The following is a 15,808-nucleotide window of genomic DNA, read 5'->3' as shown; positions in this document are numbered from 1 at the left end:
AAACTTGGGTATTATATTTTACAAAAAATGTAAAATCAAGGGATTTTTTAGCTTAATGACAAAAAGAGAATATAAATTAGTCATTGGTATTTTTAGATAAAAAACACCATTTATGTTATAATTCTTCATTTGTTTAAGCCTGTTAGGATTAGCCCAATGCCAACCCCCCTAAACCAACGCCACACTGCCAACGCCATTCGTATTCTTGCCATGGACGCTGTCCAAAAAGCCAACTCAGGACACCCCGGTGCTCCAATGGGTATGGCGGACATTGCCGATGTGCTGTGGCGAGAGTTTTTAAACCATAATCCAAATAATGCCAACTGGGCAAACCGCGACCGTTTTGTATTATCTAACGGTCATGGTTCTATGCTACTTTATGCCTTGTTGCATTTAAGTGGTTATGATTTGACCCTTAATGACATCAAAAATTTTCGTCAGTTGCACTCAAAAACCGCAGGACACCCCGAGTATGGCTATGCTGATGGCATTGAGACCACCACAGGGCCTTTGGGACAAGGGATTGCCAATGCAGTCGGCTTTGCCCTAGCCGAAAAAACCCTTGCTGCTCAGTTTAACAAAGCCAACAATGCCATCATTGACCATCATACCTACTGCTTTTTGGGCGATGGCTGTTTGATGGAGGGCATCAGCCACGAAGCCTGTTCGCTTGCTGGCACGCTTGGATTGGGCAAGCTCATTGTTTATTATGATGACAATGGCATTTCTATTGATGGGGAAGTGGAAGGGTGGTTTAGCGATGACACCGCCAAACGCTTTGAGGCTTATGGTTGGCAAGTATTAAACGTAGATGGACATGACAGCGAGCAAATCCGCACTGCTACCCTATCCGCCAAAGCTGAGACCACTAAGCCTACTTTGATTATCTGTAAAACAGTGATTGGACTAGGTAGTCCTAATAAGCAAGGCAAAGAAGACTGCCACGGTGCGCCTTTGGGCGTGGATGAGATTGCCTTGGCACGAGATATGCTTGGCTGGGAAAATAGCGAGCCATTTGCCATCAGCGATGAGATTTATCAGGCGTGGAATGCCAAAGTAGCAGGACAAGCCAAAGAAGATAAATGGAATGCCCAATTTGCTGATTATCAGGCAAAATATCCTGACGAAGCTGCTGAGCTACAACGCCGTCTAAGTGGCGAGTTGCCAAGTGATTTTATCACCAAAGCGGACGAATTTATCGCTTTGTGCCACACCAAAGGTGAGAGCATTGCCACCCGTAAGGCAAGCCAAAACGCCCTAAATGCCCTTGCCCCTGCTTTGCCCGAGATTTTGGGTGGTAGTGCCGATTTGGCAGGCTCAAATTTGACCCTTTGGAAAGATGCCAAGGGTGTACAATCCCACGCCGATGGTAACTATGTGCATTATGGCGTGCGTGAGTTTGCCATGACCGCCATTGCCAATGGGGTGGCGTTGCATGGTGGATTTATTCCCTTTACTGCCACCTTTTTGATGTTTATGGAATATGCTCGTAACGCCGTGCGTATGTCGGCACTGATGAAGCAGCGAGTGATTAATATCTATACCCATGACAGCATTGGTCTAGGCGAAGATGGTCCCACCCATCAGCCTGTGGAGCAAATCGCCAGTCTAAGACAAACGCCCAATCACTTCACATGGCGACCTTGCGATACGGTAGAGACAGCCGTGGCGTACAAATCCGCACTTTTGACTGCCCATGCCCCAACTTCACTCATTTTATCTCGTCAAAACTTGCCCCATCAGGCTCGCAGTGATGAACAAATCGCCTTGATTGAAAAAGGCGGCTATATTTTGGCAAAAGAACAGGGCGAGCTACAAGCCATCATCATCGCCACAGGTTCAGAGGTGGAACTTGCCATGAATGCTTATCACAGTTTGAGTGAGCAAGGTGTGGGCGTGCGTGTGGTGTCTATGCCTTGTGCTGAAATTTTTGTCAATCAGGACAAAGATTATGTAGAGAGTGTTTTGCCAAATGCCGTGCGTGCCAGAGTGGCGGTAGAGGCGGGCATCACCGATTATTGGTATAAGTTTGTGGGGCTTGACGGCAAAGTGATTGGTATGACCAGCTTTGGTGAGTCTGCCCCTGCCAAAGAGCTGTTTAAACATTTTGGGATTACCAGTGAAGCGGTGGTAGAAGCGGTGCAATCGCTGATTTAATCGCCACAGCCAAGCAATGGTTTAAGATAAAAAATGACATACTCATCATGGGTGTGTCATTTTTTTATATGTCATATCAAAATTATCCCATCATCTAAAACGCACCACCATCTTTTTGATGGGTTGTTTTGATGTGTCTGATATTAGGATTTATTGATAACATAGTTTTATGATTGATTTATTTTTATAAAAATAAGTTATTTCATCATCTTTTTTTCTTAGATGATATAAAAAATACTATATAAATCAATATTTTATTTATTTATAAAAAAGTACAAGTGTTTTTTTGTAAAAAAATCGTGATTTTATTAGAAAATTGGTGAAAGATTTTTTAAGTTGCCCAGTCTAAGTAATAACACCAAAAAGGTGTTTTGATAAATTTTTTTCATTTAGGTTATGGGTATTTCTTATGAATCGAGCGTATCGTGTGATTTTTAATCATAGTTTGGGGGTGTGGCAGTGTGTTTCAGAGATTGCCAAAGCCAAAGGTAAAAGTAAAACCCTAAAAACTGTGGTGTTGGCGGCGGCGGTCGCTGTTTCTGGGCAGGCATTGGCTAACGAGGTGTTTGGTGGCGGTATTCAGTATAAAAATAGGGGGGATTATCAAGTAACTGCACCAACAGAGGTTTTGACCCAAGGTACAGTTTTGCCAACCAACACTTTAACTGTGGATAACCAACCATTAACCATTTATAATCATGGTAAAGTTACCAACACCAAAGATGTCAAAGTGCAAAATGGTGGTAAAATCAACATTCATACTAATGGCGTGCTTGAAACTGAGTCTATAAATATTGGTAGTGTGGGTGCAGGTGAGCTGACCGTAGATAATGGTACTGTTAAAACAACTGGCAATACAAATATTGCCAAAGAAAAAGGCAGTAAAGGCGAGCTGACACTAGCCAATAATGCCAAGTTTACCACCAAAGATTTAAAGGTGGGTACTTTTGGAGAAGCCACATTAAAAGTAACAAACAGTCAGTTGGATACTGAGGCGGTTATTTCAGGATTTGGTAAAGACTCTAAGGTAGATATTACACTTGATAAGGCTACTGTCAATACTGGATTGTTGACCTTGGGAGCTGCTGGCAAGACTAAATTCACCGCAGATAACCAATCCAAACTGAATGTTGATGGTAATTTATTTGTATCATCCAGTCTTGGCATCAAACAAGAACAAGAATCTGTGAGTGGTGAGCTGATTATTCAAAATGGCAGTAACGTAACTGTCAAAAATACGCTTGCTGTTGGTAGTACTGGTAAAGGTAGATTAGAGATTGCAGGCGAAAATACTACCATCAAGACAAACGACATACAAATTGGTGGTTGGTTACCTGCTAATATTGATGTTACGGATAAGCCGCAGCAGTATGGTGATGGCACACTTGAAGTTAAGAGCAAGGCAAACGTTTTGGTAGAAAAGGACGTTGTTATTGGTAATCTTAACAAAGGTCAAGTGACAGTAGATGGGGCAAAAGTTAAAGTAAAAAGAAACACCATCATTGCTGAGACTCAGGCTAGCATGGGAACATTAAACATCAAAAATGGTGTTTATGAGACTGACGATTTAGTCGTTAGTCAAGCTGGTACAGGCAAGCTTAACACTAATAACAGCCAAATAAATGCCAAGTCCTTTCGTTTGGGGGTTGGTCAAGAAGCCATAGCAGATGCACTGATTGATAATAGCACGATTAACGCAACAGGAACAATCATTCTTGGGCATTATGGCAAAGCAAAATTAACAGCCACCAACGCTTCAACCATTGTTGGAGAAAATTTATATCTGTTTTCTGGTGTTAGCCCCATTCAAAAGCGAGATTCTGTTAGCGATGAGCTGATTGTCAATAAAGGCAGTAATGTAAGCATTAACAATGTTCTTGGCATTGGTAACACTGGTGGTGCCAAAGTGGCAGTGTCAGGTGAGCGTTCTGCCATCAATGTTGGTGGTGAGATACAAATTGGGGGCTGGCTACCTGATAATGTTGATGATAGTGGAATATCTCAAAGCTCTGGTAATGGCACACTTGAAGTCAAAGATGGTGCAAGTGTTTTAGCAAAAAAAGACATTGTTATTGGCAATATTGGTGTGGGTAAGGCACAAATAACGCAGGCAACCGCTGAGACCGAGAAGAATACCATTTTGGGTAAAGAAAAAGATAGCACTGGTGAGCTAAACATCAATAAAAAAGGCGTCTATACTACCGGCGATTTGGTGGTGGGCAACAAAGGCTCGGGTAAATTGGTGGTAAATACTGCCACAGTCAAAGTGGCGAATATTAAACGCGATACCGCCGCCCAAGCATCATCAGTCTCTATTGTTGATGGTACGGTACAACTTACCGAAAACCAAGGTGAGCTGTTTGATGGCTTTACAGATAAAAGTAAAAGCCAAATTGAGCTTGGAGGTAATGCAATTTTTGACACCCAAAACCATAATGCCACTATCGTTAATGGTGCTAGATTGATTGGTACTGGTAGCTTGATTAAGCAGGGTGCAGGCACTTTGACCTTAAATGTAGCAAGTAAGGGCTACACAGGACAAACACACATCAATGAAGGTACGCTTAAACTGCTTGGCGATTATGAGTTTGCCAAAGATGAGATATTGGCGATTGCCGTAGAAAATAAAGATAAATATGGTAAATTAGAAAGTACAGGCAAGCTAAATGTTACAAAGGGTACAATAAAAATCAAGGCTTCTAGTGTTGTACAGCAGCTAGCATCAGATGCCAAAGATGCCAATCAAAATGCCAATACTGTCTGGAAAGATATTGTTAAAGCCGAAGGGTTGGTGGGTCAATTTAAAGAGTTTTCTGTGGTGGGTAAAGAGGACAAGCCTATCAGAAACGGTACTGATTTGTTGCATTTGGATTATCATGGTAATGCGATTGATTTGAAAGTTGGAGCTCCAAAACAGCCTGAACAAAAACAGCCTGAACAAAAACAGCCTGAACAAAAACAGCCTGAACAAAAACAGCCTGAACAAAAACAGCCAACCAGCGTATTTACAAAAGCTGTGCAAAAACATAACAACATCTCTGCATTGTCTTTGGCACAGGCTTTAGATAAGACCATTGAAAGCCCCAACGAGCAAAACAAAAAGCTTGCTTTGGCACTTAGCTTGGGACTAGACGGCTTATCGCAAGCACAAATCTCGCAGGCAGCAAGTCAGCTACAACCCTTGCTAGAAGGTGCTACCAACCGTGTGATAGCAGACAGCAGTGCTTATGCAGTGCAAGCCATTAACGCTCAACCATTGACCAGCACCCATCAAGTTTGGGCAAGTGCCATTGGCAATGATGGTAAACACAAAGCCAGCACAACAGGTTTGTCAGCTTATAATGATACCCATGTGGGTGCTGTGGTTGGCGTGCAAGGTGCTGTGGGTGAGACCAGTGTTGGTGTGGCGGTATCACATTTGCAGGGCGATATTGATAGTAAAGGTGCTACCAACCATCAGGTAGAAACCAAAACTACCCAAGCCTTGTTGTATGCCAAACACCAAGCTGCCCAAGGAACAGAGCTTTATGGGCATGTTGGCGTGGGGCGTAGTGATGTGGATGGTAAGCGTCATATCAGCCTATTGGCAAAAACCACAGCGACCGCTCAATATCAAGCCAAAATTGCTCAGGCAGGTTTGGGCATAAGCCATCAAATTGGTTCATCACAACGCAATCTTACGCCGTTTGTGGGTATTGACTATACCAAAGTCAGCTCAGATGCTTACCAAGAAAAAGGAGCAGGGGTATATAATTTGGCAGTCAATAAAAATACCTACGAAAGCCTAACAAGCACGCTTGGTGTCAAAGCCAATTACACCATTGGTAAGCTCAATCTTAATGCCACCCTTGCTGGCGGTTTTGAAAATGGCGACAAACGCAGTCGGGCACAAGCTAGCTTTGTCAGCAGTAACGTTGGCTTTAGCACCACAGGACATGAAGTGGGCAAACACTTTGGTGTTGCTGGTGTGGGCGTTGGCTATCAGCTGACACCAAAAGCCAAGTTGTCCTTGGGTTATCAAGGTCAATGGCGTAAAAACTATGACAGTCAAAGCGGTACATTGGCACTGACCATGCAGTTTTGATAAAAACTGATAAAACACCCCGAGCGTAGGTTTGGGGTGTTTTTTATTAACAAAATTTTACTGCCAAAATATTTAAAAAATTATCCATAATGATGGCATTAATTGCCCTAGCTTTTTGGTGGATTTGATAGGATGGCTTGTGTTTTTATAAAAATATGTTTAAAATCGCTGATAATTCATGTCTTTATCAGCATAAGGAAAACCCATGACCGACATTTTAAGACAACCTGCCGAAGCCATCTATGCCCACGAATTATCGGCGTTAAAGGCTGATGACACTGCTCAAAAGCCAATAGGCTGGCAACTGTCCCCCCAAGCAGTCGTTAAGTATTTGATGGGTGGCACGACATCAGATGGCACGGTGATTAGCGAAAAATATGTTGGCAACCCCAAGCTGATACAAACAGCAGTGGCAACTTTGGCGACAGATAGGGCGTTATTGCTCCTTGGTGTGCCCGGTACGGCAAAATCATGGGTGTCTGAGCATTTGGCGGCAGGGATTTGTGGCGATAGCACACGAGTCATTCAATGTACCGCAGGCACAGATGAAAACCAGATTCGTTATGGTTGGAATTATGCTCAGCTACTTGCCAAAGGACCTAGCCGAGATGCCTTAGTGCCCACGCCATTATTTCGTGCCATGCAAGATGGAACTTTGTGTCGCCTAGAAGAGCTTACTCGCATGGGTTCTGACGTTCAAGACACACTGATTACTGTACTTTCTGAAAAAATGCTCCCCATCAGCGAGCTTGATGATGCACTGTATGCCAAACGTGGCTTTAATGTCATCGCCACCGCCAATAACCGTGATAAAGGGGTCAATGAGCTGTCATCTGCCTTAAAACGCCGATTTAATGTGGTGGTGTTGCCTTTGCCTGACGATATGAATGAAGAGATTGCCATCGTTACCAAGCGTGTGGCAGAGATGGGGTCAAGTCTTGATTTACCAGTGCCAGATAATACCGCCCAAGAGATTCACAAGGTGATTACGATGTTTCGTGAGTTGCGTGGGGGTGAGACCTTAGATGGTAAAATTGCCCTAAAAACCCCTACAGGTAATCTATCTACTGCCGAAGCCATCTCGGTAATGGTCAGCAGTTTGTCGCAGTCGCATTGGTTTGAAAATGGTCAATTATCTGCCGACATCATTAGCCAAAACGTGCTTGGGGCGATTATCAAAGACCCTGTGCAAGACAAGGCGGTGCTAGAAGAATATTTAGAAACGGTATTAAAAAAGCGTAAAGATTATGCCCAGTTTTATCAAGTAATGAATGAGCTGTTATAGGTGCTTTGTGGTCAATCACTCAGTTGAATTAAATTTTTACAAGGACAACCCATGAACATTCATTATTTTGGTATTCGCCATCATGGTGTGGGCAGTACCAAAAGACTGCTGTCCGCTCTTGACCGCTTGCGTCCAACCAAGGTTTTGATAGAAGGGGCAAGCGATTGTACCGAGCTTTTGCCTTTGCTTGCCCATGCCCAAATGCGTCCCCCTGTGGCATTGCTCGCTTATGCAACCGAGCTGCCTGAATGTCATCTTTATTATCCATTTGCAACCTTTTCACCAGAATACCAAGCGTGTTTGTGGGCGATAAATCATGGGGCAGATTTGGCGTTTATTGATTTGCCTGTGGCGGTGTCGCTTGCCTTGCAGATGGAGCAATTTAACAACGCCCAAACACCAACCGATGATTTGCCTGCCACTCATGTGGCTGATGATACAGATGAGCTGCCCAATAATTTGATGGCAAACGACCCCATTGGTACGATGGGGCGATTGATGGGCTTTCATGATGGTGAGAGCTTTTGGAATGATGTCATAGAGCAGTCAGGCGATGATGATAAGATTTTTGATGTTGTCCATCAGATGATGACTGCTCTACGCCAATCAGAGCTTGATGACAGTACAGCCGATTTGGACCTTACTGAACAGCTGCGTGAAGCTTATATGCGTCAAGAAATCCGCAAGCACACCAAAAATATGCGTGATGATGAGTGTGTGGTTGTGGTATGTGGGGCTTGGCACATTCCTGCCTTAGATGAGAGATTTACTTTGTATGACAGGTGTGATGATAAAGACAAAGTCATCACGCATACCATCAAATCGGATACTGCCATTTTAAAGCAATTGCCCAAAAAATTAGCCCCATCAAAAATAAAAACCACATGGATTCCTTGGACATCACCACGGCTTGCCAAACAAGGCTATGGGGCAGGTGTGGACGCACCCATGTGGTATCAGCATTTGTGGGATAATGACGATAATATCAGTCAAATATGGCTGACCAAAGTCGCTACCGCACTGCGTGAGCGTGGGCAAGTCATCTCCACAGCGTCTGTGATAGAAGCGACTCGCCTTGCACAAAGTTTATCTTGCGTGCGAAATCGGCGTGTGGTGGGTTTTGATGAACTGACCGATGCTGTGGTGGCGTGTTTGTGTTTTGGTGAGTCGCTGTTGTGGGAGCAGGTTGCTGATGAGATATTGCTTGGCAAAGATGTGGGGCAAATCCCTGATGATTTACCGCTTGCTCCTTTGCTTGAAGATTTAGAACGCCTAAAAAAACAAACCAAACTCAAAGCTGAAGCAATCCCCAAAGAGACCGATGTTGATTTGCGAAGTCAGATAGGGCTTGCCAAATCGCACCTGTTGCACCGTTTGGCAATATTGGGCGTGGCATGGGGCAAACAAAGACAAACAGGCAGTCGTGGCACGTTTCGTGAGCGGTGGGAGCTGTGTTGGGAGCCTGAATTTGCGGTGTCTTTAGTGGAAAATTTGGTTTATGGCAACACCATTTTTGAAGCCAGCCAAAACCGCCTAATTGAGCAAATTCACCAAGAAGCCAAAATTTCCAAGCTTGCCACCCACATTCATCATGCGTTGCAGGCAGGTTTAGATACTGCTGCCATGATGGGCATTAAAAGGCTTTCTGACCAAGCGACGCACACCGATGATGTGATGACATTACTTATCAGCCTTGCTCCACTCATACAGCTTTTAAGGTATGGCACAGCTCGCAAGGTGGCTTTGGATAAGGTAAGTGAGCTGGTTTATGAACTGACAGTCAAAGTATGCGTGGGTTTGCCTTATGCCATCAAAAATATCAATGATGAAGAAGCTCATGAATACCACAAACACATGACAGATACTTTTGGGGCGTTACGCCTTATCCAAGATGATGAGCTGATGGGGCTGTGGTGGCAAGCTTTGTATGAGATTGTGGCAGAAACCACCCAAACCCAAACGGGGCATTTGTGCGTGGTGGGACTGTCGGCTCGTTTGTTGTATCAAGCCGATAAAATCAGTCAAGAGACACTCACCACAGTATTGTCCAAAACCTTATCCCCTGCCATAGGGGCGGTGCAATCGGCACGCTTTTTTGAAGGTTTTTTTGATAATGCCACAGACCAGCTTTTGTATGACAAACCACTGCTAGATACCCTTGAAGGGTGGATTTTGTCGCTTGATGATGGTGAATTTACCGAATATCTGCCCTTATTTCGCCGTGTGTTTAGCAGTTTAGACAGCCATGAACGTAAGCGTTTGATGGACGTGATTTTTGGGGCAAACCATCACGATGATGTGTTTGTGATTCATGATAAACTGCATGATATTTGGACAAATCACTTGGATAATTTGGTGGCGTTGATACAAACACCTAAGGTTGTCGGATAGGGCGATTAAAAATGAATGATGTTTATGATACAACTAACGCACAAGAAAAATCTCGCCGTTGGCAGATGATTTTGGGGGGAGATGAGCCTGAATTTGCACATACTTTATCCGATAGGGATAAGCGATTATCGCAAGCTTTAACTGCTTTGTATGGTGATGGTGATGACGGCAAAAAGAGCGGTCTTGGACGTTCTGCCCCCAAAGTTGCCAAATGGCTGGGCGACATACGAGAGTTTTTTCCAAGCTCTGTTGTGCAGGTGGTACAAAAAGACGCTTTTGAGCGACTTGGGCTAAAACAAATGTTGTTAGAGCCTGAATTCTTGTCCGCCATGCAAGCCGATGTGCATTTGGTGGCAGATTTGGTGAGTTTACGTTCGGCAATGCCTGATAAAACCTTGGATACCGCTCGTGTTGTGGTTAAAAAAGTGGTAGATGAAATGCTTGCCAAACTACAAAACAAAACCACAGAAGCGGTAAAAGGCGCGGTTAATAAAGCCAAACGCACTCATCGTCCACGCCATGCTGACATAGATTGGGGGCGAACAATACAGGCAAATTTACGTCATTATCAGGCTGATTATCAAACAGTCATTCCTGAGACACTCATTGGATTTATGCGACAAAATCGTCAAACTGAGCTTGATGAAGTGATTTTGTGTGTGGACCAATCTGGCAGTATGGCAACATCGGTGGTGTATAGTGCGATTTTTGCGGCGGTACTGGCAAGCATTCCTGCCCTTAAAACTCGTCTTGTGTGTTTTGATACGGTGGTGCTGGATTTGACCGATGAGCTTGCTGACCCTGTACAAGTGCTATTTGGGGTGCAACTTGGTGGCGGTACAGACATTAATCAAGCGGTGGCGTATTGTGCTAATAAGGTGGAGCACCCTGCCAAAACGCATTTGGTGCTGATTACTGATTTGTACGAAGGGGGCAACGAAAAAGAGCTGATTGCTCGTGTTGCCAATTTAAAACGCCAAGGCGTGAACGTCATTGTCCTGCTTGCTTTATCAGATGATGGGCGACCTGCTTATGATGAGCAGTTGGCCAAAGTGATGGCGTCTTTGGATTGTCCTGTGTTTGCTTGTACGCCTGATGAATTTCCTGACATGATGGCAACCGCCTTAAAACGTGAAGACGTGCTTGCGTGGGCAAGCGATAAGGGCATTAAGGCGGTGCGTGGCGACCAAGCTAAATCAGGGCAAATACCCCAATGACCACCATGATATGTAGGGCAATGGTGGCATAAAACATCGTGCGAAAGTTTGCTTTGGTGGCTTTGTGGTCTAGCAGGCGATGAGCAAAACTTGCCCCAATCCAGCCACCCAGTCCATCAATCATATGCAAGGAAAGCTCAGGGGTTCGCCATTGCCCAGTTTGAGCGGATTGTTTGTCCTTGTGATACATCAAAAAACTCACCAGTCCAAGTGCCACATAGTACACAGGCAGATAGTTTGGCACATCAGTCATCAATGATAAGGCGGTCATGATGACAAAATACATGGTGGCGAAACCACAAATGGCATTTAACAAGCCGTTTTTTTGTTCTTGGCGTTCTTGATAAATTTCGTATTGCTGGCGTCTGGCTTGTTGTTTTTGCACAAAAGCAAGTTCTTGGACGTTATCGGCACAATCCCTGCCTGCCTTATCCTTGGTGATTTCAAATACCACCATTTCGCCAATGATGGGGGTGCGTCCTGCCCGAAACTGACGTTGATGAAAAAATATCTCCCTATTGCCCCGATATTGAATAAATCCAAATTTTTTATCAGCGTGAAAATGTACGATTTTGCCTTGCTCTTTATCCATAATAATCCCTATCTTGGCGAAGTGCTAAACGTATAAAAGTGGTAAATAATCTACCACTTTTATGATAAAGATACAAGTCATAAAGTCAGACCAATCCCAACGCTTCTACCAGCTCTTTGTTGGGCTTGACGGTATTCATACTATAAAAATGCAAACTTGGCACGCCTTCTGCAATCAGTTTTTGACATAAGTTGTACACCACTTCAAAACCAAACTGACGAATGGCTTTGCTGTCATCACCAAAGTCGGCAAGCTGTTTTCTGATGTAGCGAGGAATGTCCGCCCCAGCACTGTCAGCAAAACGAATCAGATTGCTTGCTTTGGTGATGGGCATAATCCCTGCGATGATGGGGAATTTGTCTTGGTGAATGCCACGCTTGGCAAGCTCATCACGCAAAAACAGATAGCTGTCCACATTATAAAAAAACTGCGTGATGGCTTCATTTGCCCCTGCGTGATATTTGTCCGCCAACACATCAATGTCCGCCTTAAAAGAGCGTGCCTGTGGGTGCATTTCTGGATAGGCAGCCACCTTGATGGCAAAATGCTCGCCACTATGCTCACGGATGTATTTGACCAAATCCAACGCAAAAGGCAGCTCACCATAGCCCACCATGCCAGATGGCAAATCACCACGCAACGCCACCACGCGATTGACCCCCAAATCCTTATAATAATCCAACAATTCACCAATTTCACGTTTGCCATCACCGATACAGGACATGTGCGGAGCAATCGGTGTAGCGGATTTTTCGCTTAATGCCTTGACAATGCCAAGCGTGCGTTCACGGGTTGAGCCACCTGCACCATAGGTTACGCTAAAATAGCTGGGGTTTAAGGCGTTTAGCGTGTCAAAGATGTCAAGCAGTTTGTTTTGGGCGTCATCGCTTTTGACAGGAAAAAACTCAAAAGAAAATGGCACTTTGGTGGTTTTTGCTTGGCTGGACGTGTGGCTGGGTGTGGCTTGTAAGTCGTTTTTTAGCTCGCCAAGTAGGCTCTCAATAGCAGTTATGCGGTGTAGGGCATTTGTCATAAAATGTTCTCAAAATTGATAAAAATTTTATTATTATAACAAGTTTTGACAAAGGTTTAATGAAAATTATGGTGGTTGTGTTGAAAGATTTAAAATTAAGTCTTGTGTGATTTGGTAAAAATAGCACAACCTAAGCTGTGCCATTTTTATCTTGCATTAAGGTTTGGCAGGTTTAATCAGTGGCAATAACGCCCCATAGCCTTGTTTTTCCATGTCCGCTTTGGGAATGAATTTTAAGGCATCGCCATTGATGCAGTATCGCAGTCCACCCCGTGCCTTTGGACCGTCAGGGAACACATGCCCCAAATGCGAATCGGCAATGCGTGAGCGTACTTCGGTGCGTACCATGTTGTAGCTGGTGTCGGTATGCTCATTGATGACCTCTGGGGCAATCGGCTTGGTAAAACTTGGCCAGCCACAGCCTGAGTTGTATTTGTTGGTGGATAAAAACAGTGGCTCACCGCTGACAATATCCACATACAGCCCTTCATCAAACAAATGGTCATAGGCATGGCTAAATGCTCGCTCTGTGCCTGCGTTTTGGGTGATGTCGTATTGAGCTTTGGTTAGGGTATTTTTTAAATTGTCTTTATCAAAATCTTGATAACGTCTGGGGTCAAGGGCTTCTTGAACGGTGCTTGCCTTAGGTAGCGTTTGGGTTTTGCTGACAATTTTGTCATTGGCAAGGCTTAAATCCACATGACAGTAGCCATTCGGGTTTTTGGTCAGATAATCTTGGTGATACTCTTCGGCAAGGGCAAAATGGCTTAGGGGCAGATTTTCTACCACAATGGGGGCTTTGTGTTTTTGTTGTAGCTGATTTAAGGCGTTATCAATGACCGCTTTGTCGCTTGGGTCGGTATAATAAACGCCTGTGCGATACTGTATGCCACGGTCATTGCCTTGTTTATTGACACTGGTTGGGTCAATGATTCTAAAATAATAACGTAGCAAGGTGTCCAAATCCACCTTGTCAGCATCATAAACCACTTTGACGGTTTCGGCGTGTCCTGAGCCTGCAATGACCTGTTCATAGCTTGGATTTTGGAGTGTTTCATCGCCATTGGCATAACCACTGATGGCATCTACCACACCATCAATCCGCTCAAAATAGGCTTCCACACCCCAAAAACAGCCGCCCGCCAAATAGATGGTTTTGGTGTTTAAGGGTGTGCCTTGATTGCTATAATACACATCGTCTTTATCTTTGGTGGGCATGGCGGTTTGGTGGCTTTGGGCTTTTAGCTCGCTTAATGCTTGTGGGTTTTTTGCCAAATAAGACACTTGCTCAACGCTAAGATTGCCCTTATTTAAATACACAAGCTGTCCGTTTTTGTCAAGTATCGCCCAGCTGGGATACACTTGTATGCCAAGCTCTTTAATGAGCTGACCGCTACTGTCAATGAGTACAGGCAAGTTGGGATAATCGGCTTGTAGCACTTGATACCAGTTGGTAAAGTCTTGGGTGTTTTTTTCGTTTAGGTGGGTGGGGCTGGCAACAGTGATGATATTAAAGCCTGCCAAATTAGGGTCGTTACGCCAGCCATGGGTTTCTTGCAAGGTGGATAAGCATAAAGGACACCAGCTTGCCCAAAACTTCACCAAGGTGGGTTTATTTGGGTCAATGACACTTTTGCCTGTGTCGCCCAAGCCTTGGGTGAGTTGGGGTAGGGTGGATAACTGTGTTAAAGTGTTGGTCGGTAACATATCTTTACTCTTGGTGGTGTGGGTGGAATGACTGGGTTTGTTGTCGTGTATGTTGCCACAAGCAAGTAAAGCACTGGTACTGGCGATAATGCTGAGGCTGATGGTGCAAAGTTTTTTTAGCACACGTTTTGACGGCAGTCTGGACATAGTCGCTCCTTGGGATTGACAAATTTGTTTGGCGGATAATGCCAAATGATTATCATCATGATAATTCATTTATTGATAAGACGTGCCGTTTGGTCAAATTCTTACAATTTTTTATGCGTGTCAATTAGGGTGCAACCAAGCAAACAGCCTACTAGTTTAGTCAAGCTCCGCTTTTTGAAATAACGCCAAAATCAACGCTTTGTTTTCACAAGCCTTTTTAAAGGCTACCACAAAGGTGTTTAGGGCTGTTTGATTGTCTGAATACGCACAAAACATACCGCTTTCTGAATCAAAATTTATCACATCAACCAACTCTGGTAAAGTTTCTTTTAAAAATATCACCGCCAGCGATTGCCAGTCATAACCATTACCTGTAAAGCCTTCGTCCGCACGACTATCAAAAATAAACTGCTGATAATCTCCTACGTCATTCATAATCACCGAAACGCCTGTTGTGTGTTCCACCCACAAAAAAGGTGTGATTGCTTGTTTAAATGTGGTCATAAAGCTCCTAAATATGTCATCAGTCAAATAAAATAAGTGGCATTTTAGCATGATTGGTCTCATGCCACCAAACGCCATCGGCTAGTATAATGACCGTATTATCGGGGTTGTCATGACTGGCAAAAGCAAATGGCAAGGGTGGGGGCTGTTGCGTCAGCGTGGTGCTAAGTAGTACGCTGTGTACATAGTCGCAGGCAACGGTGCGTGTTTGGTTGGGCATTTGCCAATCTGGGTCAAAATCAAAATAAGGGGCAATGCACATACCTTCAAGCACAACATCAAACTCACTTGCCCAATCGCTGTCTGGGTCTTGGTCAAATCGTGTGCATAAGAATAAATTGCCTGTGCTAGCATCAGAGCCATCATAATAATATTCATAATAAAAGGCTTTGATGCTGTCATCTGTCTTGGCAAGGTTAGTGCCTTGGGTGAGCAGTCTTTTGATGTCGCTTACAAAAGCACTGGTATCAAACCGATGATAGGGTGCGTTGATATTGTTCAAAGCTGGCAACCTGTTTTAGTAGTGTTTGCCAAAAATCAACCAAGCCTTTGCTGTCGTGATTGCTGATAAACTGCTTGATGAGTGCTTTTTTGTGGGTATCATAGGTAAGCCAGTCTTGGCTGTCTAGGGCGTTGATGAGTGTTTGCATAAAATGTCCTTAAATAAATGACTAAAAAAGCGGTAAGAAAC

11 protein-coding genes are annotated in these 15,808 nt (G+C 44.1%); 5 read left to right on the top strand and 6 right to left on the bottom strand.

The features are described 5' to 3' along the window. Positions 1-156 precede the first annotated feature (156 nt). The 5 genes from tkt to CEW93_RS01980 all read left to right on the top strand — a co-directional run bounded on the left by tkt (position 157) and on the right by CEW93_RS01980 (position 11,134). Complete coding sequence (tkt, locus tag CEW93_RS02000) at positions 157-2,157, top strand: transketolase (protein WP_089539837.1); 2,001 nt, start codon at positions 157-159, stop codon at positions 2,155-2,157. 409 nt (positions 2,158-2,566) lie between these two features. Further along, positions 2,567-6,241: an autotransporter domain-containing protein gene (locus tag CEW93_RS01995; RefSeq protein ID WP_146416627.1), complete on the top strand. Its 3,675-nt coding sequence runs from the start codon at positions 2,567-2,569 to the stop codon at positions 6,239-6,241. Between the two features lie 205 nt (positions 6,242-6,446). Beyond that, a complete protein-coding gene (locus CEW93_RS01990; protein WP_089538653.1) occupies positions 6,447-7,526 on the top strand; it encodes an AAA family ATPase in 1,080 nt (359 codons plus the stop codon). A gap of 51 nt (positions 7,527-7,577) precedes the next feature. Continuing rightward, positions 7,578-9,917 (top strand): DUF5682 family protein, encoded by a 2,340-nt coding sequence (locus CEW93_RS01985; protein ID WP_089538654.1) that lies wholly within the window; start codon positions 7,578-7,580, stop codon positions 9,915-9,917. Positions 9,918-9,928: 11 nt separating this feature from the next. After that, positions 9,929-11,134, top strand: a complete 1,206-nt coding sequence (locus CEW93_RS01980; RefSeq protein ID WP_089538655.1) for a VWA domain-containing protein — start codon at positions 9,929-9,931, stop codon at positions 11,132-11,134. On the opposite strand, the gene CEW93_RS01975 is transcribed toward CEW93_RS01980, so the two are convergent. The 6 genes from CEW93_RS01975 to CEW93_RS01950 all read right to left on the bottom strand — a co-directional run bounded on the left by CEW93_RS01975 (position 11,109) and on the right by CEW93_RS01950 (position 15,767). Next, positions 11,109-11,726, bottom strand: coding sequence for a DUF1294 domain-containing protein (locus CEW93_RS01975; RefSeq protein WP_089538656.1), 618 nt, complete (start codon positions 11,724-11,726; stop codon positions 11,109-11,111). The two genes, CEW93_RS01980 and CEW93_RS01975, sit on opposite strands and share 26 nt — an antisense overlap. Before the next feature lie 85 nt (positions 11,727-11,811). Then, positions 11,812-12,759, bottom strand: a complete 948-nt coding sequence (locus CEW93_RS01970; RefSeq protein ID WP_089538657.1) for a methylenetetrahydrofolate reductase — start codon at positions 12,757-12,759, stop codon at positions 11,812-11,814. A gap of 156 nt (positions 12,760-12,915) precedes the next feature. Continuing rightward, on the bottom strand, positions 12,916-14,613 hold the full coding sequence (gene msrAB, locus CEW93_RS01965) for a bifunctional peptide-methionine (S)-S-oxide reductase MsrA/peptide-methionine (R)-S-oxide reductase MsrB (RefSeq protein ID WP_089538702.1): 1,698 nt from the start codon (positions 14,611-14,613) through the stop codon (positions 12,916-12,918). A 156-nt stretch (positions 14,614-14,769) separates the two neighbouring features. Next, positions 14,770-15,117 carry an immunity 51 family protein gene (locus tag CEW93_RS01960; protein WP_089538658.1) on the bottom strand — a complete coding sequence of 116 codons (348 nt, stop codon included), beginning with the start codon at positions 15,115-15,117 and terminating at the stop codon, positions 14,770-14,772. Positions 15,118-15,136: 19 nt separating this feature from the next. Next, positions 15,137-15,619 carry a hypothetical protein gene (locus tag CEW93_RS01955; protein WP_089538659.1) on the bottom strand — a complete coding sequence of 161 codons (483 nt, stop codon included), beginning with the start codon at positions 15,617-15,619 and terminating at the stop codon, positions 15,137-15,139. Continuing rightward, complete coding sequence (locus tag CEW93_RS01950; RefSeq protein WP_089538660.1) at positions 15,585-15,767, bottom strand: hypothetical protein; 183 nt, start codon at positions 15,765-15,767, stop codon at positions 15,585-15,587. Before CEW93_RS01950 ends, CEW93_RS01955 begins: the two co-directional genes overlap by 35 nt. Positions 15,768-15,808 lie beyond the last annotated feature (41 nt).

This window comes from Moraxella sp. VT-16-12, assembly GCF_002224245.2.
Lineage (GTDB): Bacteria > Pseudomonadota > Gammaproteobacteria > Pseudomonadales > Moraxellaceae > Moraxella.
Note: the sequence above shows the minus strand (reverse complement) of the source record. Positions and strands in the feature narration are given on the sequence as shown.